23 protein-coding genes and 8 tRNA genes are annotated in these 25868 nt (G+C 48.4%); 2 read left to right on the top strand and 29 right to left on the bottom strand.

The annotated features are described in order from the left end of the window. Positions 1-141: 141 nt before the first annotated feature. The 12 genes from lipA to leuS all read right to left on the bottom strand — a co-directional run bounded on the left by lipA (position 142) and on the right by leuS (position 12664). The gene (lipA, locus tag LRP50_RS05900) at positions 142-1107 is read right to left on the bottom strand and encodes a lipoyl synthase (RefSeq protein ID WP_274163547.1); all 966 of its coding nucleotides are present in this window, start codon (positions 1105-1107) and stop codon (positions 142-144) included. Beyond that, complete coding sequence (lipB, locus tag LRP50_RS05895; protein WP_274163546.1) at positions 1104-1757, bottom strand: lipoyl(octanoyl) transferase LipB; 654 nt, start codon at positions 1755-1757, stop codon at positions 1104-1106. Before lipB ends, lipA begins: the two co-directional genes overlap by 4 nt. 131 nt (positions 1758-1888) lie before the next feature. After that, complete coding sequence (ybeD, locus tag LRP50_RS05890; RefSeq protein WP_028023650.1) at positions 1889-2158, bottom strand: DUF493 family protein YbeD; 270 nt, start codon at positions 2156-2158, stop codon at positions 1889-1891. Positions 2159-2376: 218 nt separating this feature from the next. Beyond that, positions 2377-3549 (bottom strand): serine hydrolase, encoded by a 1173-nt coding sequence (locus LRP50_RS05885; protein WP_274163545.1) that lies wholly within the window; start codon positions 3547-3549, stop codon positions 2377-2379. Between the two features lie 111 nt (positions 3550-3660). Beyond that, positions 3661-4464: a septal ring lytic transglycosylase RlpA family protein gene (locus tag LRP50_RS05880; protein ID WP_274163544.1), complete on the bottom strand. Its 804-nt coding sequence runs from the start codon at positions 4462-4464 to the stop codon at positions 3661-3663. Continuing rightward, positions 4464-5585: a rod shape-determining protein RodA gene (rodA, locus tag LRP50_RS05875; RefSeq protein WP_274163543.1), complete on the bottom strand. Its 1122-nt coding sequence runs from the start codon at positions 5583-5585 to the stop codon at positions 4464-4466. Before rodA ends, LRP50_RS05880 begins: the two co-directional genes overlap by 1 nt. Further along, positions 5582-7465 (bottom strand): penicillin-binding protein 2, encoded by a 1884-nt coding sequence (mrdA, locus tag LRP50_RS05870; RefSeq protein WP_274163542.1) that lies wholly within the window; start codon positions 7463-7465, stop codon positions 5582-5584. The genes rodA and mrdA overlap by 4 nt, the downstream gene beginning before the upstream one ends. Positions 7466-7468: 3 nt before the next feature. Next, complete coding sequence (gene rlmH, locus LRP50_RS05865) at positions 7469-7939, bottom strand: 23S rRNA (pseudouridine(1915)-N(3))-methyltransferase RlmH (RefSeq protein WP_028023645.1); 471 nt, start codon at positions 7937-7939, stop codon at positions 7469-7471. Positions 7940-7943: 4 nt separating this feature from the next. Next, positions 7944-8261, bottom strand: coding sequence for a ribosome silencing factor (rsfS, locus tag LRP50_RS05860; RefSeq protein WP_274163541.1), 318 nt, complete (start codon positions 8259-8261; stop codon positions 7944-7946). A gap of 89 nt (positions 8262-8350) precedes the next feature. Then, positions 8351-9379: a DNA polymerase III subunit delta gene (gene holA / locus LRP50_RS05855; RefSeq protein WP_274163540.1), complete on the bottom strand. Its 1029-nt coding sequence runs from the start codon at positions 9377-9379 to the stop codon at positions 8351-8353. Beyond that, positions 9376-10047 (bottom strand): LPS-assembly lipoprotein LptE, encoded by a 672-nt coding sequence (locus tag LRP50_RS05850; protein ID WP_274163539.1) that lies wholly within the window; start codon positions 10045-10047, stop codon positions 9376-9378. Before LRP50_RS05850 ends, holA begins: the two co-directional genes overlap by 4 nt. Before the next feature lie 43 nt (positions 10048-10090). Next, positions 10091-12664 carry a leucine--tRNA ligase gene (gene leuS, locus LRP50_RS05845; RefSeq protein ID WP_274163695.1) on the bottom strand — a complete coding sequence of 858 codons (2574 nt, stop codon included), beginning with the start codon at positions 12662-12664 and terminating at the stop codon, positions 10091-10093. A 125-nt stretch (positions 12665-12789) separates the two neighbouring features. On the opposite strand from leuS, the gene LRP50_RS05840 reads away from it, so the two are divergent. Further along, positions 12790-13275, top strand: coding sequence for a zinc ribbon-containing protein (locus LRP50_RS05840; RefSeq protein ID WP_274163538.1), 486 nt, complete (start codon positions 12790-12792; stop codon positions 13273-13275). A gap of 18 nt (positions 13276-13293) precedes the next feature. Here the strand turns inward: LRP50_RS05840 and LRP50_RS05835 are convergent, their stop codons facing one another. The 6 genes from LRP50_RS05835 to miaB all read right to left on the bottom strand — a co-directional run bounded on the left by LRP50_RS05835 (position 13294) and on the right by miaB (position 19561). Beyond that, positions 13294-13881 carry a lipid-binding SYLF domain-containing protein gene (locus LRP50_RS05835; protein ID WP_274163537.1) on the bottom strand — a complete coding sequence of 196 codons (588 nt, stop codon included), beginning with the start codon at positions 13879-13881 and terminating at the stop codon, positions 13294-13296. A gap of 140 nt (positions 13882-14021) precedes the next feature. Next, complete coding sequence (gene lnt, locus LRP50_RS05830) at positions 14022-15578, bottom strand: apolipoprotein N-acyltransferase (protein ID WP_274163536.1); 1557 nt, start codon at positions 15576-15578, stop codon at positions 14022-14024. A gap of 7 nt (positions 15579-15585) precedes the next feature. Continuing rightward, a complete protein-coding gene (corC, locus tag LRP50_RS05825; protein WP_274163535.1) occupies positions 15586-16452 on the bottom strand; it encodes a CNNM family magnesium/cobalt transport protein CorC in 867 nt (288 codons plus the stop codon). Between the two features lie 24 nt (positions 16453-16476). Continuing rightward, complete coding sequence (gene ybeY / locus LRP50_RS05820; RefSeq protein ID WP_274163534.1) at positions 16477-16941, bottom strand: rRNA maturation RNase YbeY; 465 nt, start codon at positions 16939-16941, stop codon at positions 16477-16479. Between the two features lies 1 nt (position 16942). Next, positions 16943-18019 (bottom strand): PhoH family protein, encoded by a 1077-nt coding sequence (locus LRP50_RS05815; protein ID WP_274163533.1) that lies wholly within the window; start codon positions 18017-18019, stop codon positions 16943-16945. Between the two features lie 117 nt (positions 18020-18136). Continuing rightward, positions 18137-19561: a tRNA (N6-isopentenyl adenosine(37)-C2)-methylthiotransferase MiaB gene (gene miaB, locus LRP50_RS05810; protein WP_274163532.1), complete on the bottom strand. Its 1425-nt coding sequence runs from the start codon at positions 19559-19561 to the stop codon at positions 18137-18139. 293 nt (positions 19562-19854) lie between these two features. Between miaB and LRP50_RS05805 the strand changes: the two genes are divergently transcribed. Next, the gene (locus LRP50_RS05805; protein WP_274163531.1) at positions 19855-21015 is read left to right on the top strand and encodes a 2-octaprenyl-3-methyl-6-methoxy-1,4-benzoquinol hydroxylase; all 1161 of its coding nucleotides are present in this window, start codon (positions 19855-19857) and stop codon (positions 21013-21015) included. 85 nt (positions 21016-21100) lie between these two features. Here LRP50_RS05805 and LRP50_RS05800 read toward each other — a convergent pair whose 3' ends face one another. The 11 genes from LRP50_RS05800 to pth form a co-directional block, all read right to left on the bottom strand. Further along, the gene (locus LRP50_RS05800) at positions 21101-22618 is read right to left on the bottom strand and encodes a protein adenylyltransferase SelO (protein ID WP_274163530.1); all 1518 of its coding nucleotides are present in this window, start codon (positions 22616-22618) and stop codon (positions 21101-21103) included. Positions 22619-22811: 193 nt separating this feature from the next. Then, a tRNA-Gln gene (locus LRP50_RS05795) sits at positions 22812-22886 on the bottom strand. Between the two features lie 36 nt (positions 22887-22922). Next, positions 22923-23007: transfer RNA gene (locus LRP50_RS05790), tRNA-Leu, on the bottom strand. A gap of 70 nt (positions 23008-23077) precedes the next feature. After that, positions 23078-23162, bottom strand: a tRNA-Leu gene (locus LRP50_RS05785). Between the two features lie 77 nt (positions 23163-23239). Beyond that, positions 23240-23324: transfer RNA gene (locus tag LRP50_RS05780), tRNA-Leu, on the bottom strand. Between the two features lie 80 nt (positions 23325-23404). After that, a tRNA-Met gene (locus LRP50_RS05775) sits at positions 23405-23481 on the bottom strand. 11 nt (positions 23482-23492) lie between these two features. Further along, positions 23493-23567 (bottom strand) — tRNA-Gln (locus LRP50_RS05770). A 36-nt stretch (positions 23568-23603) separates the two neighbouring features. After that, positions 23604-23688 (bottom strand) — tRNA-Leu (locus LRP50_RS05765). A gap of 43 nt (positions 23689-23731) precedes the next feature. Continuing rightward, positions 23732-23808: transfer RNA gene (locus LRP50_RS05760), tRNA-Met, on the bottom strand. A 230-nt stretch (positions 23809-24038) separates the two neighbouring features. Continuing rightward, the gene (gene ychF / locus LRP50_RS05755; RefSeq protein ID WP_274163529.1) at positions 24039-25130 is read right to left on the bottom strand and encodes a redox-regulated ATPase YchF; all 1092 of its coding nucleotides are present in this window, start codon (positions 25128-25130) and stop codon (positions 24039-24041) included. A 26-nt stretch (positions 25131-25156) separates the two neighbouring features. After that, complete coding sequence (pth, locus tag LRP50_RS05750; protein ID WP_028023630.1) at positions 25157-25747, bottom strand: aminoacyl-tRNA hydrolase; 591 nt, start codon at positions 25745-25747, stop codon at positions 25157-25159. Between the last annotated feature and the right edge of the window lie 121 nt (positions 25748-25868).

Raw genomic sequence — 25868 nt, 5'->3', positions numbered from 1 at the left:
TAATCCGTAATCCGTAATCCGTAATCCGTAATCCGTAATCCGTAATCCGTAATCCGTAATCCGTATAAAAAAATTGGTAGCGGCAGAGACGAAAACGCCGAGGCAGTCCTCGGCGTTTTTGGGTGTCTATTGGTGTGCGTCTTATTTGATTTCCACGCCCTGCGCTTGCAGGTCAGCATGGTAAGAAGAACGAACAAACGGACCACATGCAGCGTGTGTGAAGCCTAGCTCCAACGCGATGTCACGTAGCTCGTCAAACTCTTCAGGCGGCACGTAACGTTCAACCGGCAAGTGGTGACGGCTTGGGGCAAGGTATTGGCCCAATGTCAGCATGGTCACGCCGTGCTCGCGCAAATCCTTCAGGACTTGGACGATCTCTTCTTTGGTCTCGCCTAAGCCCATCATGACGCCAGATTTGGTTGGCACGTTCGGGTGCATTTCACCAAACTTCTTCAATAGCTCAAGCGACCACTTGTAGTTCGCACCTGGACGCGCTTTACGGTAAAGACGCGGTGCAGTTTCTAAGTTGTGGTTGAATACGTCAGGCGGGTTGTCTTTAAGCAACTCAAGCGCTGTATCCATACGACCTCGGAAATCAGGTACCAAGGTTTCGATACGGATTTCTGGGTTCAAAGCACGAATTTCACGGGTACAGTCAGCAAAGTGTTTTGCACCACCGTCACGTAAATCGTCACGGTCAACGGAGGTGACCACCACGTATTTCAGCTTCATGTCGCTGATGGTTTTTGCCAGTTTCGCTGGCTCATTTTCATCAGCTGCGTTTGGACGACCATGGGCAACGTCACAGAATGGGCAGCGGCGAGTACAAATCGCACCCAAAATCATGAACGTGGCTGTGCCGTGGTTGAAACACTCCGCCAAGTTTGGGCAAGACGCTTCTTCACAGACAGAATGCAGATTGTTTTTACGCAATGCAGACTTAATTTCCTGAATACGTTTGCTGTCAGAAGGAAGTTTTATCTTCATCCACTCGGGCTTGCGCAGCATCTCTTTTTTCTCGGTCGGCATGTTCTTGACCGGGATGAGCGCCATTTTGTCTGCATCGCGGTATTTCACGCCGCGTTCCATCTGGATCGGTTTGCTCATAATTGATTGCTTTCTGTTAGGGACTCGACCTGATCGTAACCGAGGTGCGAAGTCAGTTTATCTACTAACACTGGGTTTAACTCAGCCAACGAGGCTGGGCCACCAAGATCGACAGTTTGCGTCATCGCCATCCCCGCATAACCACATGGGTTGATACGCAGGAATGGAGAAAGATCCATGTTTACGTTGAGCGCGAGGCCGTGGAAAGAACACCCTCGACGGATACGAAGACCCAGCGAGCATATTTTTGTGTCTTTCACATAGACGCCTGGCGCATCAGGACGTGCGTTTGATTCGATGTCAAAGTGAGCCAGTGAATCGATCACAATGTTCTCGATATGGGTTACAAGCTCGCGCACGCCCATTTTGTTTCGTTTTAGGTCAATCAGTATGTATGCCACTTGCTGACCGGGACCATGGTATGTCACTTGCCCACCACGGTCGCTTTGTACAACAGGAATATCACCCGTTGCCAATAAGTGTTCTGCTTTGCCCGCTTGGCCTTGTGTAAACACAGGCTCATGCTCAACCAACCAAATTTCATCGCATGTGTCACTGTCGCGTTCGTCAGTAAACGTATGCATAGCATGCAAGATAGGTTCGTATGGCTGCAACCCAAGTTGTCTGATAATGAGGCGGTTTTGCTGCAAAGTACACCTGCTTGGCTAGAAATAGGCTGAGATAATGTCACAACCAACGTATCAGTTACGCCATTATAATGACAGACGGCTGAATTAACAGCCGTCTGAAAGTAAGGGTATTCTGTGTGAAGCTGCTTTGATTACAGAACCATACGAACGATATCGATATCACCCAGTTCTTTGTACAGGATTTCAACTTGTTCAATAGAAGTGGCAGTGATTGAGACAGATACCGCGTTGTATGTGCCTTTGCCACTTGGTTTTACGCTAGGGGTGTAATCACCCGGCGCGTGGCGCTGGATAACTTCCAAAACCAGATCTGTAAGTTCTGGTTTGGCGTAGCCCATGACTTTGTAAGTGAACTTACACGGGAACTCCAGCAGGTCTTTTAGTTTTGGTTGCTCTTGCATTATTTACTCCAGGCTTGACGCCAAATGCTCTGTCTGTGCGTCTATCTTTTGTGCTTATGATCACGATTTGTGAATGTGGAGCATAGTAATCGTCCTGTTAACAGAAAACAAGATGATGCAAAACCCCATGATTTCTTTTTATATGGGGACGAATAACCAAAATAAAAAGGCAGCCAATGGCTGCCTTCTAAAATTGTTAGCGTTCTTGCTGAATGCGCTTAGAACAAGCTCTTGAAGAACATGATAATGTAGTCAACCAAGCGACTGAACAAACCACCTTCTTGTACGTCGTTCAACGCAACCAGTGGATATTCCGCGATGTCTTCACCATCAACTTGATAGAACAGTTTGCCGACAACATCACCTTTGGCGATTGGCGCTTCCAATGTTTTCTCAAGTACAAAGCTAGCTTCTAGCGATTTCGCTTTACCGCGAGGCAAAGTTACATAAGTGTCTTCACTTACGCCTAGCGCCACTTGGTCTGTGTCACCCATCCAGACTTTTTCAGTCACGAAGGTTTCGTCAGCCTTGTGTGGAGCAACGGTTTCAAAGAAACGGAAGCCGTAGTTAAGCAGTTTTTTACTTTCAGCCTTACGTGCGTTGGCACTGTTTGTACCCATCACAACCGCGATTAGGCGCATTTTACCTTCGGTGGCAGAGCTGACTAGGTTATAGCCCGCTTTGTCGGTATGACCCGTTTTAATACCATCAACGTTCATGCTCTTGTCCCAAAGCAAACCATTACGGTTGTATTGGGTGATGCCATTGTAGGTGAACGATTTTTCTTCGTAGATACGGTACTCTTCTGGCACATCGCGGATCAGTGCTTGGCTCAGAAGCGCTAGGTCGTAAGGTGTTGAGTACAACTCATCATGGTCTAGACCGTGTGAGTTGGCGTAATGGGTATCTTTCATACCTAGAGATTTCGCCCAACCGTTCATTAGGTCTACGAACGAATCCTCGGAACCCGCCACGTGTTCAGCCATTGCCACACACGCATCGTTACCTGATTGAATAATAATACCGCGGTTCAAATCAGCGACAGAAACGGTTGTGCCTACTTCGATAAACATTTTCGAGCTGCCTGGGAAGTTCTTCGCCCAAGCGTTTTTGCTGATCACGACTTCATCTTCAAGACTGATGTTGCCGCGTTCGACTTCCTGACCAATGACGTAGCTGGTCATCATTTTGGTTAGGCTGGCTGGATTTAGGCGTTCGTAGGCATTGTTCTCGGCCAAAATTTTGCCCGAGTTATAGTCCATCAATACATACCCTTTAGCTGCGATTTGAGGCGCATCAGGAACGACAGATGGAGCTGCAACGGTTGCAGCAGAGGTGGATACGGCAGTCAACAAGACTAAAGAGCGCAACAAAGAAGGTGATTTTTTCATAGATATAAGTACTTACTTGAATATTTCTCTAGTCAAAAGCAGCCGACACTATATCAGATAGCCCTGATAAGTGTCAGATGGGGTTACAACAACTTACTAATTAATGACACTCTATTTCAAAGTCGGTTCAGTAGAAATTGGTTCAACAACGATAAACGCCTCATTAATTTGATGTTCTCTTGCAAGCATTGCAGCATTTTGTGTTTGGTCGTAGTCATAAAACGGCCCCAGTCGGACACGATACACCTCTCCAGCCTGAAGTATGTCAGCTGGAAGTTCGAACTGTTTACTGAAACTTGCCGCCGCTTGCTGCGCTTTCGCTTGATCAGAGGTAGCGACCAGCTGAACAAAATAGTGGTTTAGTCGCGCACCTTGCCATTCGTCGCCATCTTTGGGTTTATCGACCTTAAGCAGAGTGACTTTGACTGGGGCTGTTCCCGTCGCCAATACATCAAGCTTTGATGCGGCAGCGTAACTCAAATCAATGATTCGGCCTTCGTGAAAGGGACCACGGTCATTGACGCGAACAATCGCTTTTTTACCATTGGCGGTGTTTTCCACTTCTACGTAACTTGGCAGTGGCAGGGTTTTGTGTGCCGCAGACATAGAGTACATGTCATAGATTTCGCCATTTGACGTCTTGTGGCCATGAAACTTTTTGCCATACCAAGAGGCAATGCCTTCTTGAGTGCCAAAAGTCTCTGGATCTTGGATGACTTCGTAGCTCTGTCCCAAAACGGTGTAGTCTTTGTTCCCCGCACGGCTATAAGGCTCGTAGCGTGGCTGCGCGTCTTCGATATGCTCCAGCGTTGGTGTCGCATCTGGTGCCTTGTCTTGCGCGATGCTGTAGCGTTCATCATTTTTTGTGGCACAACCTGACAGCATGATCGCAAGAAGTACGAAAAGTTTTTTCATTACAAAGCCTTTGAAAGCATTTTTCTGTGAGTGTGAATAGACATCAGGATCCCGAAACCTGCCATGAGAGTCACCATGGATGTTCCGCCATAACTGACTAAAGGCAGAGGTACACCAACAACCGGCAATATGCCGCTCACCATGCCAATGTTAACGAACACATAGACAAAGAAACTTAGCACAATACTGCCTGCCATCATGCGTCCGAATGCTGTTTGTGCGCGGCTCGCCAACATCAGGCCTCGACCGATGATGAAGAGGTAGAGCGAGAGCAAACATGCCACGCCAATCAATCCCCATTCTTCGGCAATCACAGCAAAGATAAAGTCGGTGTGTCTTTCCGGTAAGAATTCGAGTTGAGATTGCGTGCCGAGCAACCAACCTTTTCCTGTCATCCCACCGGAACCAATGGCTATTTTGGATTGAATGATGTGATAGCCCGCGCCGAGCGGGTCAGATTCTGGGTCAAATAGCGTACGAACCCGAATACGCTGGTATTCACGCATCAAGAAGAACCAGAGGATAGGAATGAAAGCGGCCACGAGTCCGGCTGCGGCGAAAATAATACGCCAACGAATACCGGACAAGAAGAGCACGAAAATCCCGGATGCTGCGATCAGTATTGATGTCCCCAAATCAGGCTGTTTTGCAATGAGAATGGTCGGAACGAACACCATTACTAAACCAATGACCAGGTTAATGAAACGTGGTGGTAAGGGCTCTTTACCAATAAATCGCGCGACCATCAGTGGTACGGCGAGTTTGATCAATTCCGACGGTTGGAAGGTCACGAACCCTAAATCCAACCAACGTTGCGCCCCTTTGGCGGTTTCCCCCACCAATAACACCGCAATCAACATAATGATGCCAGTGATATACATGTAAGGAGCCCAGAACTCATAGTGGCGCGGCGAGAACTGCGCCAGTACAAACATCACACCGAGGGCCAGCAACATACGGAAAACTTGGCGCTCCATCATGGCAACGCTTTGACCGCTGGCACTCCAAATGACCAGAAGGCCAAATCCCATTAACGCGATGATGCCAAATAGCAAAGGTGCGTCGAGGTGAAATCGTTCAAAAATGGTCTTCTTTTGACCGGTAGATGCAAACATACTCATTGAACGCGTTCCTCGCCGTCTTTCTCTTTTTCGAGCAACATATGATCAAATATACGACGGGCAATTGGCGCACCATTGGTCGAGCCACCGCCAGCATTTTCTAACACCATGGATACCACGACTTTGGGATCATCAAACGGTGCAAACCCGGTATATAAGGCGTGATCGCGAAGGTGCTCAGCAAGCTCATCTGCGTTGTACTCTTCGTCTTCTGCTAGTCCAAATACCTGTGCGGTACCTGACTTTCCGCCTGTCATATAAGGTGCTTTAGCGAATGCACGTCGCGCGGTGCCTTTTTTACCATGGTTAACCAACCGCATGCCTTCAAGCGCTGCATCCCAGTACTTATCGTCGACATTATCGATGGGTGGATACGGTTCGATAGGAGCCAGTTCTTGTACACCTTCTGATTCTGTTCGCATCAGTAGGTGAGGAGGATGTACCTCCCCTCGGTTGACCAATACCGTCGTGGCCTTTGCAATCTGCATTGGTGTGGCAGTCCAGTAGCCTTGACCGATACCGACAGGAATTGTGTCACCCTTGTACCAAGGTTGGCGGTAGCGGGACATTTTCCACTCACGTGTTGGCATATTGGCTTTGCTTTCTTCGTGAATATCAATGCCGGTATAGTCGCCGAAACCAAACTTACTCATCCATGTGGATAGCTTGTCTATCCCTAAATCGTAAGCAACTTGGTAGAAGAAAGTATCAACAGACTCCTCGATTGATTGCACGATATTCACTCTACCGTGTCCCCATGCTAACCAATCACGAAAAGGGCGAGAGGTTGAGTTAGGTAAGTGCCAGTAACCCGGGTCGTTACGCGTGGTTTTCGTTGTTACGACTTTCTCTTCGAGTGCAGCGACAGCGATAAACGGTTTGATCGTGGATGCAGGAGGATAAATGCCGAGGGTTGCTCGGTTCACCAAGGGGCGGTTTTTATCATTCAGTAGCCCACGATAGGCTGGGCCTGAAATACCGTGTACGAATAAGTTCGGGTCGTAGCTCGGTGATGACACCATGGCTAACACGGAAGAATCTTTCGGATCTAGCACAACCACTGCACCGCGGCGTTCGCCCATTATCCCGCGAATATATAGCTGCAAGTCGACATCCAGATTCAGCACGAGATCTTTCCCCGGCTCTGGTGGCACGTATTTTAGCGTTCGAATGATACGACCACGGCTGTTTACTTCGACTTCTTGATAGCCAGCGGTGCCATGAAGTGTTTCTTCGTAGTAACGTTCAATACCCAGCTTGCCGATATCGCGTGTCGCTTTGTAATTGGAGCTACGCTCTTCACGTTCAAGACGCGCGAGATCTTTGTCATTGATTTTGGCGACATAGCCCATGACGTGAGTCAGTGCATCACCATAAGGATAGTAACGCTTGAGGTAGCCTTTAATTTCAACGCCGGGGAATTTGTGCTGATTAGCAGAGAATACCGCGACTTCTTCTTCGGTAAGCTGGTTTTTCAGCGCCACAGAGTTGAAACGTCGCGAGCGTTTTTTATCGCGCTCAAAGTTGACGATGTTCCTATCAGAAATTTCAATCAGCGATTGTAAGCGCGCAATGGTACCGGGAATGTCTTTAACTTGCTCTGGCGTGATTTCCAGTGCGTAAACCGGACGGTTTTCCGCTAGGATTTTTCCAGTTCTGTCGTAAATTAGGCCGCGATTGGGCGCAACTGGCACCACTTTGATGCGATTGTCGTTAGAGCGAGTAATGTAATCATCATGGTCTTTCACCTGAATGGTATACAGGTTAACCAGAAGAAGGCCGACTAAAACGACAATACCGCCGAAAGCCACGACGGCTCGGCTGAAGAATAAAGATGACTCGGCCTGATGATCGCGTATGGGGCTACGCTTGTATCTCATGAATTATTCTCGGTGGTAAGGGTGGTTCGCCGTAATGCTCCAGGCGCGATATAAACTTTCTGCCATTACAACCCTAACCAGCGGGTGAGGAAGCGTCAAAGGAGAGAGTGACCAACTTTGATCCGCCGCGGCTTTACATGCAGGTGAAAGACCTTCAGGACCACCAATTAAGATGGACACATCGCGTGCGTCTAGCTTCCAACTTTCTAGTTGTTCTGCCAGTTGCTCTGTATCCCAGCGTTTACCGGGAATGTCCAAAGTAACGATGCGGTTTCCTTTCGGAACGGCAGCCAGCATTGCTTCACCTTCTTTTTGAAGGATGCGTGCAATATCTGCATTTTTTCCGCGTTTACCTGCGGTGATTTCAACCAGTTCCAGTGGCATATCTTTTGGGAAGCGACGACTATATTCTTTGTAGCCTTCTTCGACCCATTTCGGCATCTTTGTGCCAACTGCGATCAGCTGTAGTTTCATCGAATCAGTTCCACAGCTTTTCTAGCTGGTATAACTCACGTTGCTCATCTTGCATGATATGCAGCATGACATCGCCAAGATCGAGAACGACCCATTCACCTTCAATTTGTCCTTCCATACCTAATGAACGCACGTTGGCAGCAAGTGCTTCGTCTGCGACATGTTCGGCAATGGATGAAACATGACGTTTGGAGTTACCGGTACACAGCACCATGAAATCGGTGATGCTGCTTTTGTCTCGAACATCGAGAGTCACGATGTCTGCAGCTTTCATATCATCGGCTTTATCTACAACGAAATGCTGGAGTTGTTCAGGAAGCAATGTTTTCCCCTTATTGGTGACAAGTTGTCAGTGACATAAAATTATAACACTGGCTGTTGGGATTAGAATACGGTGGCATGGTGAGATAGTCAGCTCAGGGGCTGAAGTTCAACTGGGTGACCACACATATCGAGACAAAAAGCAGATAAGGCAGGCCATGGCTGGCTGTCAAAATCGGTTTTGACCATGATTTCAATCTCAGCAAGGCTTTGTACAAGACCCATCAATTTAGGCAGCGTCAAACGGTGCAACGCAGAGGTTAGCGGTGCGCGACGGGCTTGCCATACACGGTAGTGATCAAAGATCTTGTTTAGCGTCATACCTGACGCGCCATATTCCTGCATCTTGCAAAGTTGTATCAGTTCTTTTTGAATCACGCGCAGTAATATCGTGATTTCTACGCCTTCTGCTTCGAGTTGGCGCACAATGCGCACAGCACGTTTTGCTTTGCCTTCAATCAAGGCATCGGTGAGTTGAAAAGGCGTGTAGTGATTGTTTCTAGAGAGCGCATCCTGCAACCGTGGCAAGGTGAGTTCGCCATCGGGATAGAGCAATTGCAACTTCATCAAGCTTTGTGACAGCGCGAGAAGGTTACCTTCATGCCATTGTGCAAGCAGCAACACGGACTCATGGTCGGGCTTTAGGCCGAGTGCGTGACAACGGTTTTCAACAAAACGAGGAAGCTGCCTCGCATCAGGTGTGTTGCTCGGCACATAAAGGCCATTGCCTTGAAATAGCGTGAACCATTTTGCGGATTCTTGTTTTTTGTTAAGGCGGGGGCCTTCGAGAATAAGAACAAGATCTTGATGCAGCATGGGCGCCAGCTCTTTGAGCGCATTCGCTTGTGCTGTCGTTAGAGCACTCTCAGGTAGCGTGAGTACGATGACCTGACGACTTGCGAATAGGCTCAGTGCTTGGCAGGTGTCGTAAATGTCTTGCCAGTTAAGCTGGTTATCAACGGTAAAGCGATGCTTTTCATCAAAGCCTTGTTTCGCAGCTTCAGTAATGATGCTCTGCTGCGCTTCTTGTTTAAGAAGTGGCTCGTTGCCAAACAGCAAGTAAGTCTGACACAAGCCTTGGGAAAGGCGCTGTGTCAGTTGTTCTGGGTAGACCCTCATTCGCCGTCTTCGCCATCAAGGTTATAACTGGAAAGCGGTTTGCCGCGTTGGTCTTCTTCTTTGCCGTCAAAGCGCGTTTCAATGGTCAATGTCGGTGTTGTGTCGTCGACACCTTGATAAAGCTCACGCAGTGCTTTTTCTTCGGCTTCTTTGCGTTCAAAGGCTTCAATGTGGGCATTCAATCGAGCAAGCTGTCGCATGATTTGCTTGGTTGCTTCCACTCGCATCTCTTGTGCCAGCATCTCTTCTTCCACAGATTTCGCCAATGCGGTAAGTGGGTTATCGAGATATGTGCGACTGAGCGACGTCGAAAAACCATAGTTGCCTTTACCCGGCACTGTGACCGAATAGCTGACGGTATAAGCGAATTGTTTCTCTGCCACACGGCTGTTTTGGTAGAGAGATAGTGTGCTTTCACCGTAGCTTTCGCCATTCAAACGCAGGTTTGAGATGTTTTCAGCAGGCTGGACGATGTCTATGTCGTAAAGACGGACTTGTGACTTCATTTCACGGGTCAGTTTGCCATATTGGTCAAAACTCGTGATAGAAAGCTGTTGGATCTCCTCGGGCAGATTGTAACTGCCGCGGAGCTGGAATCCGCAAGACGCGGTGGCCAGAGCGGCCACCACGACAAGCAGGGTTCGGAGAGAGCGAAAAATCGATGTCACCGAATTCTCCCTGTTTTATTTATCAAGGGGGTTAACAATGCGATCAGTTCGCAACGATGTTAACCAGTTTGCCCGGCACGTAGATCACTTTACGAACGGTTTTCCCTTCAGTGAACTTCACAACGTGCTCATCGTTTTGAGCCATTGCTTCTACGTCTTCTTTCGCGGCATCGGCAGACACAGTGATTTTGGCGCGAAGCTTGCCATTCACTTGAACGATGATCAGTTTCTCATCTTCCACCATGGCGTCTTTGTCAGCTTGCGGCCATGCTGCATGGTCTGCGTCAGTTTCACCCAGTGCAGTCCACAATTCGATACTGATGTGCGGCGTGATTGGGTAAAGCATCACGACAACTGCTTTCAACGCTTCATCAAGAATAGCGCGGTCAGTGTCGGTCTCTTGTGGTGCTTTTGACAGACGGTTCATCAGTTCCATCACAGCGGCAATCGCAGTGTTGAAGGTTTGACGACGGCCAATGTCATCGCTCACTTTTGCAATGGTCTTGTGTACTTCACGACGCAGCGTTTTCTGCTCGGCGTTCAGTGAAGAAGCGTCCAATGTAGCAACCGCGCCTTTTGACGTGTGGTCGAACACCAATTTCCAGATACGTTTCAGGAAGCGGTTAGCACCTTCAACGCCTGATTCTTGCCATTCAAGTGTCATGTCAGCAGGAGAAGCAAACATCATGAACAAGCGAACGGTGTCAGCACCGTACTTGTCTACCATCTCTTGTGGGTCGATACCGTTGTTTTTTGACTTAGACATTTTAGTCATGCCTGAGTGAACAAGGCTATTACCTTCGGTATCAACAGCGCTGGTGATGCGACCTTTTTCATCACGCTCAATGGTCACTTCAGTTGGAGAAACCCAAACTTTCGCGCCTTTCTCGTTGTTGTAGTAATACGCGTCTGCCAACACCATGCCTTGGCACAGCAGTTGTTTGAACGGCTCGTCACTTTCAACCATGCCTGCGTCACGCAGTAGTTTGTGGAAGAAACGAGAGTACAACAGGTGCATGACTGCGTGCTCGATACCACCAACGTATTGGTCAACAGGCAACCAGTAGTTCGCCGCATCTGAATCCAGCATTTGGTCAGCTTTTGGTGAACAGTAACGCGCGTAGTACCAAGAAGACTCCATAAAGGTGTCAAAGGTATCGGTTTCACGTAGCGCGGGTTGACCGTTGAACGTCGTTTCTGCCCACGTTTTGTCCGCTTTGATTGGGCTGGTCACGCCGTCCATGACAACGTCTTCAGGCAAGATTACTGGCAGTTGGTCTGCAGGTACTGGGTGTACTTGGCCATCTTCAGTGGTCACCATAGGGATTGGAGAACCCCAGTAACGTTGACGAGAAACACCCCAGTCACGCAGACGGAAGTTAACCGTCTTGTGGCCTTTGCTTTCTGACTCTAGTTTTGCCGCAATTGCGTCAAACGCTTCTTCGAACGTCAAGCCGTCGAATTCGCCAGAGTTGAACAGAACGCCTTTTTCAGTGTGTGCTGCTTCAGAAATATCGGGTGCGTTACCGTCTTCTGCCAAGATCACAGGCGTGATGTCTAGACCGTACTTGGTAGCAAATTCAAAATCGCGCTGGTCGTGACCAGGAACCGCCATCACGGCACCTGTGCCGTAATCCATCAGTACGAAGTTTGCGACGAAGATAGGCACTTCACGACCGTTCAGCGGATGGATAGCCTTCAGGCCGGTATCCATGCCTTTTTTCTCCATGGTCGCAAGCTCTGCTTCTGCCACCTTGGTGTTACGGCATTCATCGATAAACGCAGCAAGCGCTGGGTTAGTCTCTGCAGCTTGCGCCGCAAGAGGGTGGCCCGCAGCAATACCTACGTAGGTTACACCCATCAGGGTGTCAGGGCGCGTGGTGTACACTTCTAGGTCTGGGTTGCCCGCCACTTGGAATGACAACTCAACACCTTCTGAGCGACCGATCCAGTTGCGCTGCATGGTTTTTACCATGTCAGGCCAACCTTCTAGGGTGTCTAGATCGTCAAGCAGTTCTTGTGCGTAAGCCGTGATTTTAATGAACCACTGTGGGATTTCTTTTTGCTCTACAGGCGTGTCACAACGCCAGCAGCAGCCGTCTTCAACCTGTTCGTTCGCAAGAACAGTTTGGTCGTTTGGACACCAGTTAACAGAAGAGGTCTTCTTATATACCAGGCCTTTTTCGTAAAGCTTGGTGAAAAACTCTTGTTCCCAGCGGTAGTATTCAGGGGTACAGGTCGCGAATTCGCGATCCCAATCGTAACCGAAGCCCAGCAATTTTAGCTGGTTCTTCATATACTCAATATTCTCGTACGTCCAAGGTGCAGGCGCTGTTTTGTTTTTAACAGCCGCATTTTCTGCTGGCAGGCCAAATGCATCCCAGCCGATTGGCTGCATGACATTTTTGCCTTGAAGACGTTGGTAGCGAGAAATTACATCACCGATGGTGTAGTTACGCACGTGACCCATGTGCAGTCTGCCGCTTGGGTACGGGAACATGGATAGGCAGTAGAACTTTTCCTTGTTCGGGTCTTCTTGAACTACGAAGGTTTTGTTGTTGTCCCAATCAGCCTGAACTTTAGGCTCTATGTCCTGAGGACGGTATTGCTCTTGCATCGGGTTTTGTTCTTGCATCGATGACATCCGGGAATTTGTGAGATAGGTACGAAATGAACCAAAATAATCGACATAGAATAACCAAAGGTAGATGGCGCAACAACAGTTGAATGCAGAGGTGACCTATGACAGAGCAAAAAACGGAGTATAAATTACTCACTCAGCGGATTACTGACGCGTTAAAGCACAGTCCTGATGAGCTAAAACGTTGGCTGGATTTGTCTGAACGGTATTTCGATGCCGCATCTGACATGACCAAGGATGAACTGGCCTTAATTGAGGCGTACTTCAAACGCGATGTTCAGGAGTTCAGCGAGCAATATAATGAGTCGGAAGACCGTGCTGATGATGGCGAGTTGTTCAAAAGCCTCATTGCCAATACGCTTTGGGAGCAACTGGCTGAAATTACGGACAAAACACAGTTGGAGTGGCATGAGGTGCTGAAAGATATTCAACACCACGGTGTTTACTCTGCTGGTGAAGTCGTTGGGCTAGGTATTTTGGTTTGCGAGAAGTGTGGCAATCAGACCGAACATAGCCATGTCGGTGTGCTGATCCCGTGCATTAAGTGCGGCAACACGGAGTATAGCCGCAAGCCTTATCCTGCGTGATGTTTGGGTGTAGGGTCTCTAATTCCCTAGCGGCGTAATATTGAACTTTTGCCCAGCGAGCGCCGCTTCCACCATCAAGCCACCTTTGGCCTGGGTGAAAATGGCTGTGCCGTTAATGTAATACGCTTTTGATTGGCTATTCCCAGCGCTGGCAGACGTGCCTGTTGTCCCAACATGTGCCGCAGCCCCTTCTGTCAACGCCGTGGCTGATGCCTGAGCACCAAGCTCAAAGCTTCCTGACATAAAGCTATCGAAAGTGGCTTTATCTTCAAAAAACAGAATCTCACTAAATGCCTGTCCGCCAAACGTAAAACCTATCGAGATTTGAATCAGCTCTGCTTGAGCAAGCGTTTGGTTGCCTTGATAAACCAACCCATTTCCGTAAGCGCCTCCAATCCAAAATCCGCCTTTACCCACGGAGGGGAAGACCGCGTACCCATAGGCTTTGTCGAAAAACGGTTTTACTTCATCAAAACGGTGGAAGTTAGCCAGTGCTGCGCGAGTGTCGGCAAACAGTTCGGCATCGGGTTCCGCTGACGCTGGGGCGACAAATACTGCTGAGAGCAGCAATGGGATCAGTGAGAGTCGTCGAAAGAAGGCGTGCATGAATATCTCCCTAAGGTCATCGAAGCTTCGATACATCGATACATCGATACATTGATATATCGAAAAAGGTATCGAAAAAATAAGGCTAAGGAAAATCCTTAGCCTTATTTATGACATAGAGAGAGTGCGAATGTTCTGTATTACAAGTGCGACTCAGGTTTTTTAGGAGGCATATTAGTTTTACCACGTGTTAGCGCAAGCAGCGCCGCACCAGACAAAAGAATCCAGATATACAGCGGCCAATCCCCAAATTGCGTATACGGCGTTTGTCCTCGCGTTGTAGGCACGTCTGCACGCAGCACCACGGTTTCAAATTGCGGGACTTGGGCAATCAGGTCGCCTTGGTAGCCAATCGCCGCCGTTAGGCCTGTATTGGTTGAGCGAAGCACGGGCTTGCCATTTTCCAGTGCTCGCATTCTCGCAATTTCCAGATGTTGATGTGGTCCGATAGACGTACCAAACCACGTGTCGTTAGACAGGGTGAGGATAAAGTCTGAGTCTGGCGTTAAGCTCTGGCGTACTTGATCGCTAAAGGCGATTTCGTAACAAATAGCAGGGGCAAGCTGGTGGCCCTTTGCGCCAATGTTAGGCTGCGTGTAATCGCCGCGACTGAACGATGACATCGGTAAGTTAAACAATGGTGCTAATGGGCGCAGAATGTCCGCAAAAGGCACAAACTCACCAAACACCAGCAAGTGGTGCTTGCTGTAGCTTTCTTGTGCGGGGTAATGGTATCCCTGCATGCCATTGTCACCGAGGGTGATCACGTTGTTATAGAACTGGCCGTCATCGTTTTGATCCAGAACACCAGTAATGATGGCGGTGTTATTGTTAATGGCGGCGGCATCGAGACGAGCAAGGAAATCTGGCACATCACGTTCTAGGGCTGGAATAGCGGCTTCTGGCCATATCACAATGTCCGCATCCCAGTTTTGTCGCGTCAGGTCTTGATAAGTCAGTAACGTTGGCCAGCGTTGGCTAGGTAGCCATTTTAGCTCCTGAGGGACATTGCCTTGCACCATGGCGACATCCACACTTTCTCCTGTTTCTTGGACCCAAGGAATATAGCCCGACACCGTGGCGACAATGAAAACAACAATCGCAGGTATGAGCGCAGAGAGCTTACGAGCAATGGCTGCAAACGCGATGGAACCAGAAATAATCAGCAGTGCGAGCGTAATGCCTTGTACGCCAATTAATGGGGCAAAGCCTGAGAGAGGGCCTTCGATTTGACTGTAACCCGGCCAGAGCCAAGGAAACCCCGTGAGGAACCAACCGCGGAACCAATCGATGACCAGCCAAAGCGAGGGGGCAAACAGCAAGTAAGACAATGCAATGGGAAGTTGCACGCGTCTTAGAATGAATGCAAATAGCGCTGGGTAGAGCGCCAAGTACATCACAAGCAGACCAATCAGGCTCAGGCCAATGGCGGTGGGTAAGCCACCGAATTTCTCTATCACCACATATACCCAACCGACACCGGTACCAAATTGGCCCAGACCCCAGCTAAAGCCGATTAATGCGGCGCGCTTGGGGGATTGCTGATGGATGAGTAAAAGAAGGGTAGACAAAGAAACCAGCATAGCTGGCCAGAAAGAGTAAGGGGCAAAAGCCAATGTGGCGAGCGCACCAGAAAAAGCGGCCCCGAAGATCCGCATGAATACTTGGGGCCGCTTTAAAGTTTCAATATTTAGCATTTGACGATTATGCCGTTTCCTCTGCAGTAGTATCTGGAATAGTAACCTGCAATTGGATAACACGTCGACTGTCGGCTGCGGTGACTTTGAAATGGAAGTTTTCAATGTCTACTTCTTCGCCGCGGGTTGGCAGGTGACCAAAGCTGGTCATCACCAATCCACCGATGGTGTCGATATCATCATCGTTGAACTGAGAACCAAATTTCTCGTTAAAATCTTCCAGTGTTGTTAGCGCTTTCACCGCAAAGGTGTGCTTACTCAACTGGCGGATTTCTTGCTCTTCTTCATCGTCGTATTCATCTTCAATATCGCCGACGATTTCTTCAAGAATATCTTCGATTGTCACCACGCCTGATACGCCGCCGAATTCATCGACAACGATCGCCATGTGATAGCGTTCTTCCTGAAACTCTTTCAGCAATCGGTCAACACGCTTGCTTTCCGGCACTACTACAGCAGGGCGGATCACTTTATCGATGTCGAATGGTTCGCTGTCAGGCATCAGGTAACGTAGCAAGTCTTTTGCTAACAGAATACCTTCAACATGGTCTTTGTCATCGCTGATCACCGGATAGCGCGAGTGCTGGGCGTCATTGATAACCGTGATGATTTGTTCGAGAGGTTGTGAGCGTTCGATGGTTACCATCTGCGAACGCGGAATCATGATGTCTCTAATGCGCATTTCAGAAATCTGCATGACGCCTTCGAGCATATCCCGTGTATCGTGATCGATCAGATCGTTCTGTTCCGAATCACGGAATACATCTACCAGTTCCTGACGGTCTTTAGGTTCACCCTGAAAGATCTGTCCTAAACGTTCGAAGAAGGTCTTTCTACTCGGACCTTCAGAGCTTTGTGAGTTGTCTTCGTTCATTGTCTCAATATTTACAACGTTAATTTAGATGAAGTCTGCCGCATAAGGGTTGTCATACCCCAATGCATTCATGATTGAAATCTCGAGAGATTCCATTTCTTCTGCTTCTTCATCATCAATATGGTCATAACCTAGCAGATGGAGACTGCCATGTACAACCATGTGTGCCCAGTGGGCGAATAGTTCTTTATTCTGTTCTTCGGCTTCTTTTTCGACGACTTGTCGACAAATAATCAAATCACCTAGCAGATCTAACTCTACACCAGGAGGCGCCTCAAACGGAAACGACAATACGTTTGTCGGCTTATCCTTGCCGCGATAATCGCGGTTTAGGCTTTGGCTTTCAAACTCATCTACGACGCGAATGGTCACTTCCGCTTGCTCGCAAAACGATTTAACCGCTTGCTCAAACCAGTGACTAAATTGCTCTTCACTTGGCAGATTGTCGGTGTTTTGTGTCGCGACTTGAAGATCGACGAAATACTGCATTTTACTGATGGTTCTCTTCTGATGGCTGCACCGCAGCAAGGGCTGCTTCACGCTCGAGGCGACGACGCTCTTCAGCATGTTTCCGTGCTTTGGCGTCTTCCGCTTCCCACGCTTCATAAGCAAGGACAATACGTGCAACCACAGGGTGGCGAACAACATCGTCTGCTTGGAAGAAGTTGAAGCTAATTTCATTTACATCCGCTAACACTTCAATGGCATGACGAAGGCCAGATTTTGCATTTCGCGGTAAATCGATTTGCGTCACATCACCGGTTATCACCGCTCGGCTGTTAAATCCGATACGGGTCAGGAACATCTTCATTTGTTCGACTGTGGTGTTTTGGCTTTCATCCAAAATAATGAAAGCATCATTGAGTGTGCGACCGCGCATGTACGCAAGTGGCGCTACTTCAATCACGTTACGTTCGATGAGTTTCTCAACGCGCTCGAAGCCGAGCATTTCAAACAGGGCATCGTATAGGGGGCGCAAATACGGGTCGACTTTTTGACTCAAATCACCCGGCAAGAAACCCAGCTTTTCGCCCGCTTCAACTGCGGGGCGTGTTAGCAGAATTCGACGAATTTCCTGACGTTCTAACGCATCTACGGCAGCTGCAACCGCAAGGTAGGTCTTACCCGTACCCGCAGGGCCAATACCAAAGGTAATATCATGCGTCACCATGTTCGCAATATATTGCGCTTGGTTTGGTGTACGCGGTTTGATAACACCCTTTTTGGTTTTGATGTGAATCTCTTTGCCATAGGGGATTGACGACTCGACGGTTTGTTCGAGCACGCCACTTTCTTTAATGGCTAAGTGAATGTCTTCTGGATCAATATCTGGATACTGATTTTTGACTGGCGCAGTTTCAACGTAGAGTGTTTTGAGAATCTCTATTGCCGCAGTGGCAGTGTGTGGCTTACCCACGACGGAGAAGAGATGGCTGCGGTGGTTGATTTCCACTCCCAAACGGCGTTCGAGTTGTTTGATGTTGTCATCGAAAGGGCCGCATAGGCTGGCTAGGCGTGAGTTATCAGCTGGTTCCAGTGATACTTCTAAGGTAATAATCTTGTTCAATACTGTCCTCGCAAACCTGTCCTCGGAAATATTACCGGTGCGTATTTTATGCACCGGTAACTGATGAATGCTCCCGTTCGCTAACGGGCTTGGTAAGGCAATATGGCCTCCGTGTTATTACGGAGTATACACGCCTACGCCAAGATCATCTTCTTTGCGTGTTTTTGCGATCATTTCAGCAGGCGACACGGCGATGCGAAGGTTCATTTCTTTCTCTGTACGAACCAGTTCGCCACGCAGCGAGTTTGCATGAACGTCAGTGATTTTGACGTCAACAAACTGACCAATCAAATCCATTGAGCCTGCAAAGTTAACCACACGGTTGTTCTCTGTGCGACCGCGTAATTCCATCAAGCTCTTACGTGATGGCCCTTCAACAAGGATACGTTGCTCAGTCTCTAGCATTTGACGCGCAAAGATCATGGTTTGCGCGTTGATCTGCTGCTGAAGTTCTGCCAAACGATCTTTCTTCACTTGCTCAGGGGTGTCATCCGGCATGTCTGCCGCTGGCGTACCTGGACGTGGCGAATACACAAAGCTGAAGCTCATGTCGAAATTGATGTCACGGATCAGTTTCATTGTCGCTTGGAAATCCGCATCGGTTTCACCAGGGAAGCCAACAATAAAGTCAGAACTCATGGCGATGTCAGGACGTACCTGACGCAGTTTGCGGATTTTTGACTTGTATTCAATCGCCGTGTGCGGGCGTTTCATCATGGTCAGAATACGATCTGAGCCGCTTTGAACTGGCAAATGCAAGTGGCTAACAAGCTCTGGTGTATCGCTGTAGACTTCGATGATGTCGTCAGTGAACTCAATCGGGTGGCTGGTGGTGTAACGAATACGGTCGATACCGTCAATCGCAGCCACGTAACGCAATAACTCTGCAAACGTACAAATGTCACCATCATGCATTTCGCCGCGGTATGCATTCACGTTTTGGCCGAGTAGGTTCACTTCACGAACGCCTTGCTCTGCCAGTTGTGCGATTTCGTAAAGCACATCATCCAACGGGCGGCTAACTTCTTCGCCACGCGTGTATGGCACTACACAGAAGGTGCAGTATTTTGAGCAGCCTTCCATGATGGAGACAAATGCCGTTGGGCCTTCAGCGCGAGGCTCAGGCAAGTTGTCGAACTTCTCGATTTCTGGGAAAGAGATGTCCATCACTGGGCCGTGGTCTTCACGTGATTGATTAATCATCTGAGGCAGACGGTGCAACGTTTGTGGGCCGAAAATAACATCCACGTAAGGTGCGCGCTCACGGATGTGGTCGCCTTCTTGTGTTGCAACACAGCCGCCAACGCCAATCACAAGGTCTGGCTTCTGATCTTTCAAGTTTTTCCAGCGTCCCAGTTGGTGGAACACCTTCTCCTGAGCTTTTTCGCGGATAGAACAGGTGTTGAGAAGCAATACATCTGCTTCTTCAGGCTCTTCGGTTAGCTCGTAGCCACCAGCTGCATTGAGCAGATCCGCCATCTTAGACGAATCGTATTCATTCATCTGGCAGCCCCAGGTTTTGATCAAAAGTTTTTTAGCCATGTAACTTATTGCTCATAGTAATGTTTTACGTGTTTCGGCTGAAAGGTGATGCGTGGTAACGCTATGTTATAACTGCAACCTCAGCCGAAAAGCATTGTCCAGTTTGTCGCCAACCCGTGAGTGACTCAACGTGGTTTGGGCATTGGGGGCGTATTGTACTGCTTTAGCTAAACTGTGACCAGATCACGTTCTCCCCAATTTTTTTGTAGGATTTAATGACGCTATCGCCAAGAGGTTGTCGCAATTGGTGGCATGACAGGTAAAATGCCGCAAGGACTTAAAGAGAATCTGTTATGAAACAATTCGATATTATCGTCGTGGGTGGCGGTATGGTAGGCGCAGCAACCGCACTTGGCCTTGCGAAACAAGGAAAACGTGTCGCAATGGTTGAGCGTATTGCGCCGCAAGCTTATTCGCCTGATCAGCCCATGGACTTGCGTGTATCGGCGATTTCGCCAGCATCGGTTTCTTTGTTGAAAGCGCTCAAAGTGTGGGACTCAGTGCTTGGTATGCGTCTGACGCCATATCGTCGTCTTGAAACATGGGAACACCCTGAATGCCGTATTCGTTTCAATGCGCAAGATATGGACTTATCCGAACTTGGTTTTATTGTTGAAAACCGAGTGCTTCAGCTGGCGCTTTGGCAAGCGTGTGAAGCGCAAGCTAACCTCGATATACTTTGTCCCGCCAATATCGTCTCAATGCAAGCGGATGACAATGGACATACGGTTACGCTAGATAGTGGTGAGGTGCTTCATGGTCGCTGGTTGGTTGGCGCTGACGGTGCCAATTCTCGTGTGCGTGATTACGCCAAGATTGGTGTGACGGCGTGGGATTATCGCCAGCACTGCATGCTTATCAACGTGAAGACAGCATTACCGCAGCAAGATATTACGTGGCAGTGGTTTACGCCAGAAGGGCCGCGCTCCTTTTTGCCGTTACTTGGGCACCAAGGCTCGCTTGTGTGGTATGACAATCCAGCGCGAATCAAGCAGCTGTGTGCGATGTCGCCTGAGGCACTGAAACAAGAAGTGTTGACACACTTCCCGAAAGAGCTGGGTGATATTGACGTGATTCAGGCGGGTGCCTTTCCGTTGACTCGCCGCCATGCACAATCTTATTCAAGCCATGGTGTAGTCATTCTTGGTGATGCCGCACACACGATTAACCCATTGGCAGGGCAAGGTGTGAACCTTGGCTTTAAAGACGTTGATGCTTTGCTGGACGTTGTCGCGGATGCTGGTGTTGAATGGATCAGTGATGATGTTTTAGTGGCGTACGAGCGAAAGCGTAAACCTGACAACCTGATCATGCAGGCGGGTATGGACGTGTTTTATGGCGGGTTTAGCAATGAGATTGCGCCGCTGAAGTTCCTTCGCAATGTTGGTTTAAAGTTGGCTGAAAATAGTGGGCCGATTAAAACCCAAGTGTTGAAGTACGCCATGGGGCTGTAGCTGTCGTGATGAAACGACCAAAATCGAATGAAAAATGGGGTTTGAAAGCCCCATTTTTGTATTCAGTGTTTGACCCAATTTACTCTTAGGTCCCGCAGAATGTTCGCAATACTCTTTGTTCCGGCATGGGAGCCGCTTGTAAATCGCGGTTATCACCGCTGACGCTATAAGGGTTCTTCAAGGCTTGGCTCAAACGATGGAACAGTGCAAAGTCATCACGTTCCATTGCATCTTCAATGGCTTGTTCTACCTGATGGTTTCTTGCAATCAATGCGGGGTTTGCTGCTCGCATGGCCTTAACGCTCTCTGAAGATAAATCTCTCACTGAGTGCCAGCGCGCTATCCATTGTTCGCCTTTCTCTTGGTTTGAAAACAGCGAGAGCAGCTGTGTTTCTGATTCATCGCCTTGGGCAACTCGCGTTAGTGCATCAAAGAATTGCGTGAAGTCCATGCTTTCGCCAGCGACCGTTGGCAGCGCTTCGTTTATGAAATCATCCGCATCTTGCGTTGATGCTGTTACACCGAGTTTTTGTTTTAACCCATCTTGAAAGGCTTGTTGGAACACCGTCACATAGACTGAGAGCGGCGCCTGAGCCATTTCTATGGATTTGTCTGAGTCTTCATTAAACTTATCATCAAATAAGGGCAAGAAAGTCTCAGCGAGACGCTGTAAATTCCAATAGCCAATATTGGCTTGTTGATCCCACGCGTAACGGCTTTCTCGGTCAATTGAACTGAATACTTTATTGGCTTTGAATTCATCCATAAAGGCACAAGGGCCAAAATCGATACTCTCTCCAACGAGCGACATGTTGTCTGTGTTCATCACACCATGAATGAAGCCCACCAACATCCACTGGGCAATCAAGTTGGCCTGACGAACACAAATAGCCTCAAAGAGGGCGACGTATTTGTTTTTGTTATCACTCACTTCGTGTTCACTAACATCGGGGTAGTGGTGAGTGATAAGAAAGTCTGCTAACGCTTTAACGCCGCTCGCACCTAATTTGGCATAAGCATATTGAAAAGACCCGACACGAATGTGGCTGGTTGCGGTGCGCACTTGAATGGCGCCTGGCACCATTTGGTAGTCACGCATCACCTTATCGCCCGTGGCCATCATGGCGAGGGTACGCGTTGTGGGGATCTTCAATCCAGCCATCGCTTCGCTGATTAAATACTCTCTAATTACTGCGCCAAGTGTTGCTCGTCCGTCTCCGCCTCGCGAATAGGGTGTGCGACCAGAGCCCTTCAATTGCACGTCAATAAACTGGTCATTGTTAGTTTTTAGTTGGCCTAGCATATGAGCGCGCCCGTCACCTAACTGCGGAGAGTAATGTCCGAACTGATGACCAGCATAGCCCATAGCCATAGGATGCTGCTCGGCATAGTCATGATTACCAGCAAGGAAGTTAATGCCATCTGCGCTTTCAAACCAGTCAGTGGATAAGCCGTAACGTGTGAGCAAGTCATGATTGAGTACAAGCAGGCTAGGCTGTTCGACGCGCACAGGAGGCACTTCACTATACAAACCGTCAGGTAAGGCGAGATATGTTTGATGCTGGATTGGGTTATCGAGACTGTTATTGTCAGATGTGTTCATTTTCACTGCGTCCCTGTCGTACAAATGGCTGGACGTGATATCGAATAGAATTCGATCAACTTATTTCAGAGTAAGCCTACAGGGATTAAAAGCCAATTCAACCACACAGACGTAAAGGGAAAACATGAACATAAGAGGAAAGGAGAGCGTAGATACAAAAAAAGCCCACCCGAAGGTGAGCTTTTAAATGTTGTGGCTGGGATACCTGGATTCGAACCAGGGAATGGCGGCATCAAAAGCCGCTGCCTTACCGCTTGGCGATATCCCAACAGAAGTCACGCAATGAAGCATGATTCTTTAAATATGGTGCGGAAGGAGAGACTTGAACTCTCACACCTTGCGGCGCCAGAACCTAAATCTGGTGCGTCTACCAATTTCGCCACTTCCGCATTTTTATCAGATTTTTACTTGCCTGATTTCTCTATTCTGCCAGAAAGCAATAATAAAGAGCAAGAGGATTGGTGCGGAAGGAGAGACTTGAACTCTCACACCTCGCGGCGCCAGAACCTAAATCTGGTGCGTCTACCAATTTCGCCACTTCCGCAATCCTAGTTGTTTCAGTTTTTTAGTCTTGTCTGAAACCTTCTATTCAACGTTAAACGTTGAGAGAAACAAGATATATGGTGCGGAAGGAGAGACTTGAACTCTCACACCTTGCGGCGCCAGAACCTAAATCTGGTGCGTCTACCAATTTCGCCACTTCCGCAAATTTTTCAGACTAAAGCTAATGCTTTGGAACACGTGACAGTGTCAGTCTGTTTTGAAAGCCAAAGGCCTTCGAATAAATGGTGGCTACGACGGGATTCGAACCTGTGACCCCATCATTATGAGTGATGTGCTCTAACCAACTGAGCTACGTAGCCATGCCAAAATATGGCTGGGATACCTGGATTCGAACCAGGGAATGGCGGCATCAAAAGCCGCTGCCTTACCGCTTGGCGATATCCCAATGACTATCACGCAGTTAAGCATGATGTCTTCAATATGGTGCGGAAGGAGAGACTTGAACTCTCACACCTTGCGGCGCCAGAACCTAAATCTGGTGCGTCTACCAATTTCGCCACTTCCGCATATTGTTGCTTTCATAAAGAAAGCGTTGCACGTTGAAAAGAATGGTGGCTACGACGGGATTCGAACCTGTGACCCCATCATTATGAGTGATGTGCTCTAACCAACTGAGCTACGTAGCCATCTTTTCGTTCAGGGTCATACCCTGAGTGCGGGGCGCATTATGCGAAGAACCTTGGATGTCGTCAACCTTTTTTCCATGCTTTTTTTATCAGATTGGTGACTTCGCTGTGAATTTGAACAGGGAGAGGCGTTTTCTTATTCATTTGGTCTGTAAATGGCGAATTTAGGGAGCTTTAAAACAAAAAAAGCTGGCATAAGCCAGCTTTTAAAATCGAGTTAACGATTGTAATTAAACGTTAAAGCGGAAGTGGATAACGTCGCCGTCTTTAACGATGTATTCTTTGCCTTCCAAACGCCATTTACCAGCTACTTTCGCGCCAGCTTCACCATTGTTATTGATGAAGTCATCGTAACCAATGATTTCAGCGCGAATAAAGCCTTTTTCGAAGTCAGTGTGGATCTTACCTGCCGCTTGTGGCGCAGTTGAGCCAACTGCAACAGTCCATGCACGCACTTCTTTCACGCCAGCGGTGAAGTAAGTTTGAAGTGTTAGAAGATCGTAACCTGCACGAATAACGCGGTTCAGGCCTGGCTCTTCTAGACCCATTTCTTCAAGGAATACAGCGGCTTCATCTGCTTCTAGCTCAGAAAGCTCACCTTCGATTTCCGCACACACGGCAACGACGGTCGCGCCTTCTTTCTCAGCGATCGCGTTCACGATGTCAAGGTATGGGTTGTTTTCGAAACCGTCATCGTTCACGTTCGCGATGTACATGGTTGGCTTCATGGTCAGGAAGTTAAGGTAGTCAACCGCCGCCTTCTCTTCTTTGGTCAGTTCTACTGAACGCAACATGTTGCCTTCTTCTAGCACTGGAAGCAGCTTTTCAAGTACAGCGATTTCGATTTTTGCGTCGCGATCTCCGCCTTTTGCTTTCTTCGCCTGACGTTGAATAGCACGTTCACATGCTTCAAGGTCAGATAGCGCAAGCTCGGTGTTGATAACATCAATATCGTCAGCAGGGTCTACTTTGCCCGCAACGTGGATGATGTTGTCGTTCTCGAAACAACGAACAACGTGGCCGATTGCATCGGTTTCACGGATGTTTGCTAGGAATTTGTTACCTAGACCTTCACCTTTAGACGCACCAGCAACCAAGCCAGCGATATCTACGAATTCCATCGTGGTTGGCAAAATGCGTTGTGGGTTAACGATTTTCGCAAGCGCATCCAGACGCAAATCAGGCACAGGTACCACACCCGTGTTTGGCTCGATAGTACAGAACGGGAAGTTTGCCGCTTCGATACCGGCTTTTGTCAGAGCGTTGAACAGTGTTGATTTACCTACGTTTGGCAGGCCAACGATACCGCATTTAAAACCCATGAGATGGTAACCTTTCGTTAAAAATATTATTGCGCCTTGAATGTATGAAGGCGGTTCTGCGCCTTGGCCAAATCATCTTTCAGCAGAATGTCGATGCAGCGTACAGCTTCATCGGCGGCTTGCTCGATTTGACTTTGTTCGTTCGCAGGGGCTTTCGTTAATACAAAACCCGCTACTTTGTCTTTGTGACCAGGGTGTCCGATCCCGATGCGAAGACGATAAAACTCTTTGTTGTTGCCCATCTTGCTGATGATGTCACGCAGACCATTGTGTCCACCGTGACCACCACCTTTCTTGAACTTGGCAACACCTGGCGGCAAGTCGAGCTCATCGTGAGCTACCATGATTTCTTCCGGTTTAATTTGGAAGAAGTTCGCCAATGCTGCCACAGATTTGCCGGATAGATTCATGAATGTGGTTGGGATCAACAAACGAAGATCTTCACCACCCACACTGATTCTTGCCGTCAAACCAAAATATTTTTTGTCTTCCTTTAGCGACACGTTATGAATACGTGCCAACTCTTCAACGACCCAAGCACCCGCATTGTGACGGGTTTTTGCGTATTCTGGTCCAGGATTCGCCAGACCCACTAAAAGACGAATTTGGTCGCTCACGGTGAGATTCTCGTTGTTATTGTTGTCATTGGTTAGGCGCTGAATAACAGATTTGGTCACAGGACCAACGCCAAAGGCGGCATATCCTAACACTATACGTGAGCGACCTCAAAATGATGCC

The sequence above is a fragment of the Enterovibrio gelatinilyticus genome, from assembly GCF_028683095.1.
Classification (GTDB): Bacteria; Pseudomonadota; Gammaproteobacteria; order Enterobacterales; family Vibrionaceae; genus Enterovibrio; species Enterovibrio gelatinilyticus.
The sequence above is the reverse complement of the archived record's forward strand: the minus strand, read 5'-3'. Positions and strand labels throughout refer to the sequence as shown.

Excerpts from the sequence above, each read along its gene's own strand:
- lnt (WP_274163536.1), bottom strand. The coding sequence starts at position 15,578 with ATGCTAAATATTGAAACTTTAAAGCGGCCCCAAGTATTCATGCGGATC.
- LRP50_RS05840 (WP_274163538.1), top strand. The coding sequence starts at position 12,790 with ATGACAGAGCAAAAAACGGAGTATAAATTACTCACTCAGCGGATTACT.
- leuS (WP_274163695.1), bottom strand. The coding sequence starts at position 12,664 with ATGCAAGAGCAATACCGTCCTCAGGACATAGAGCCTAAAGTTCAGGCT.
- ybeY (WP_274163534.1), bottom strand. The coding sequence starts at position 16,941 with ATGCAGTATTTCGTCGATCTTCAAGTCGCGACACAAAACACCGACAAT.
- corC (WP_274163535.1), bottom strand. The coding sequence starts at position 16,452 with ATGAACGAAGACAACTCACAAAGCTCTGAAGGTCCGAGTAGAAAGACC.
- rodA (WP_274163543.1), bottom strand. The coding sequence starts at position 5,585 with ATGAGTATGTTTGCATCTACCGGTCAAAAGAAGACCATTTTTGAACGA.
- lipA (WP_274163547.1), bottom strand. The coding sequence starts at position 1,107 with ATGAGCAAACCGATCCAGATGGAACGCGGCGTGAAATACCGCGATGCA.
- LRP50_RS05885 (WP_274163545.1), bottom strand. The coding sequence starts at position 3,549 with ATGAAAAAATCACCTTCTTTGTTGCGCTCTTTAGTCTTGTTGACTGCC.
- LRP50_RS05800 (WP_274163530.1), bottom strand. The coding sequence starts at position 22,618 with ATGAACACATCTGACAATAACAGTCTCGATAACCCAATCCAGCATCAA.
- LRP50_RS05805 (WP_274163531.1), top strand. The coding sequence starts at position 19,855 with ATGAAACAATTCGATATTATCGTCGTGGGTGGCGGTATGGTAGGCGCA.
- holA (WP_274163540.1), bottom strand. The coding sequence starts at position 9,379 with ATGAGGGTCTACCCAGAACAACTGACACAGCGCCTTTCCCAAGGCTTG.
- LRP50_RS05880 (WP_274163544.1), bottom strand. The coding sequence starts at position 4,464 with ATGAAAAAACTTTTCGTACTTCTTGCGATCATGCTGTCAGGTTGTGCC.
- ychF (WP_274163529.1), bottom strand. The coding sequence starts at position 25,130 with ATGGGTTTTAAATGCGGTATCGTTGGCCTGCCAAACGTAGGTAAATCA.
- miaB (WP_274163532.1), bottom strand. The coding sequence starts at position 19,561 with ATGGCTAAAAAACTTTTGATCAAAACCTGGGGCTGCCAGATGAATGAA.
- LRP50_RS05835 (WP_274163537.1), bottom strand. The coding sequence starts at position 13,881 with ATGCACGCCTTCTTTCGACGACTCTCACTGATCCCATTGCTGCTCTCA.
- ybeD (WP_028023650.1), bottom strand. The coding sequence starts at position 2,158 with ATGCAAGAGCAACCAAAACTAAAAGACCTGCTGGAGTTCCCGTGTAAG.
- mrdA (WP_274163542.1), bottom strand. The coding sequence starts at position 7,465 with ATGAGATACAAGCGTAGCCCCATACGCGATCATCAGGCCGAGTCATCT.
- rlmH (WP_028023645.1), bottom strand. The coding sequence starts at position 7,939 with ATGAAACTACAGCTGATCGCAGTTGGCACAAAGATGCCGAAATGGGTC.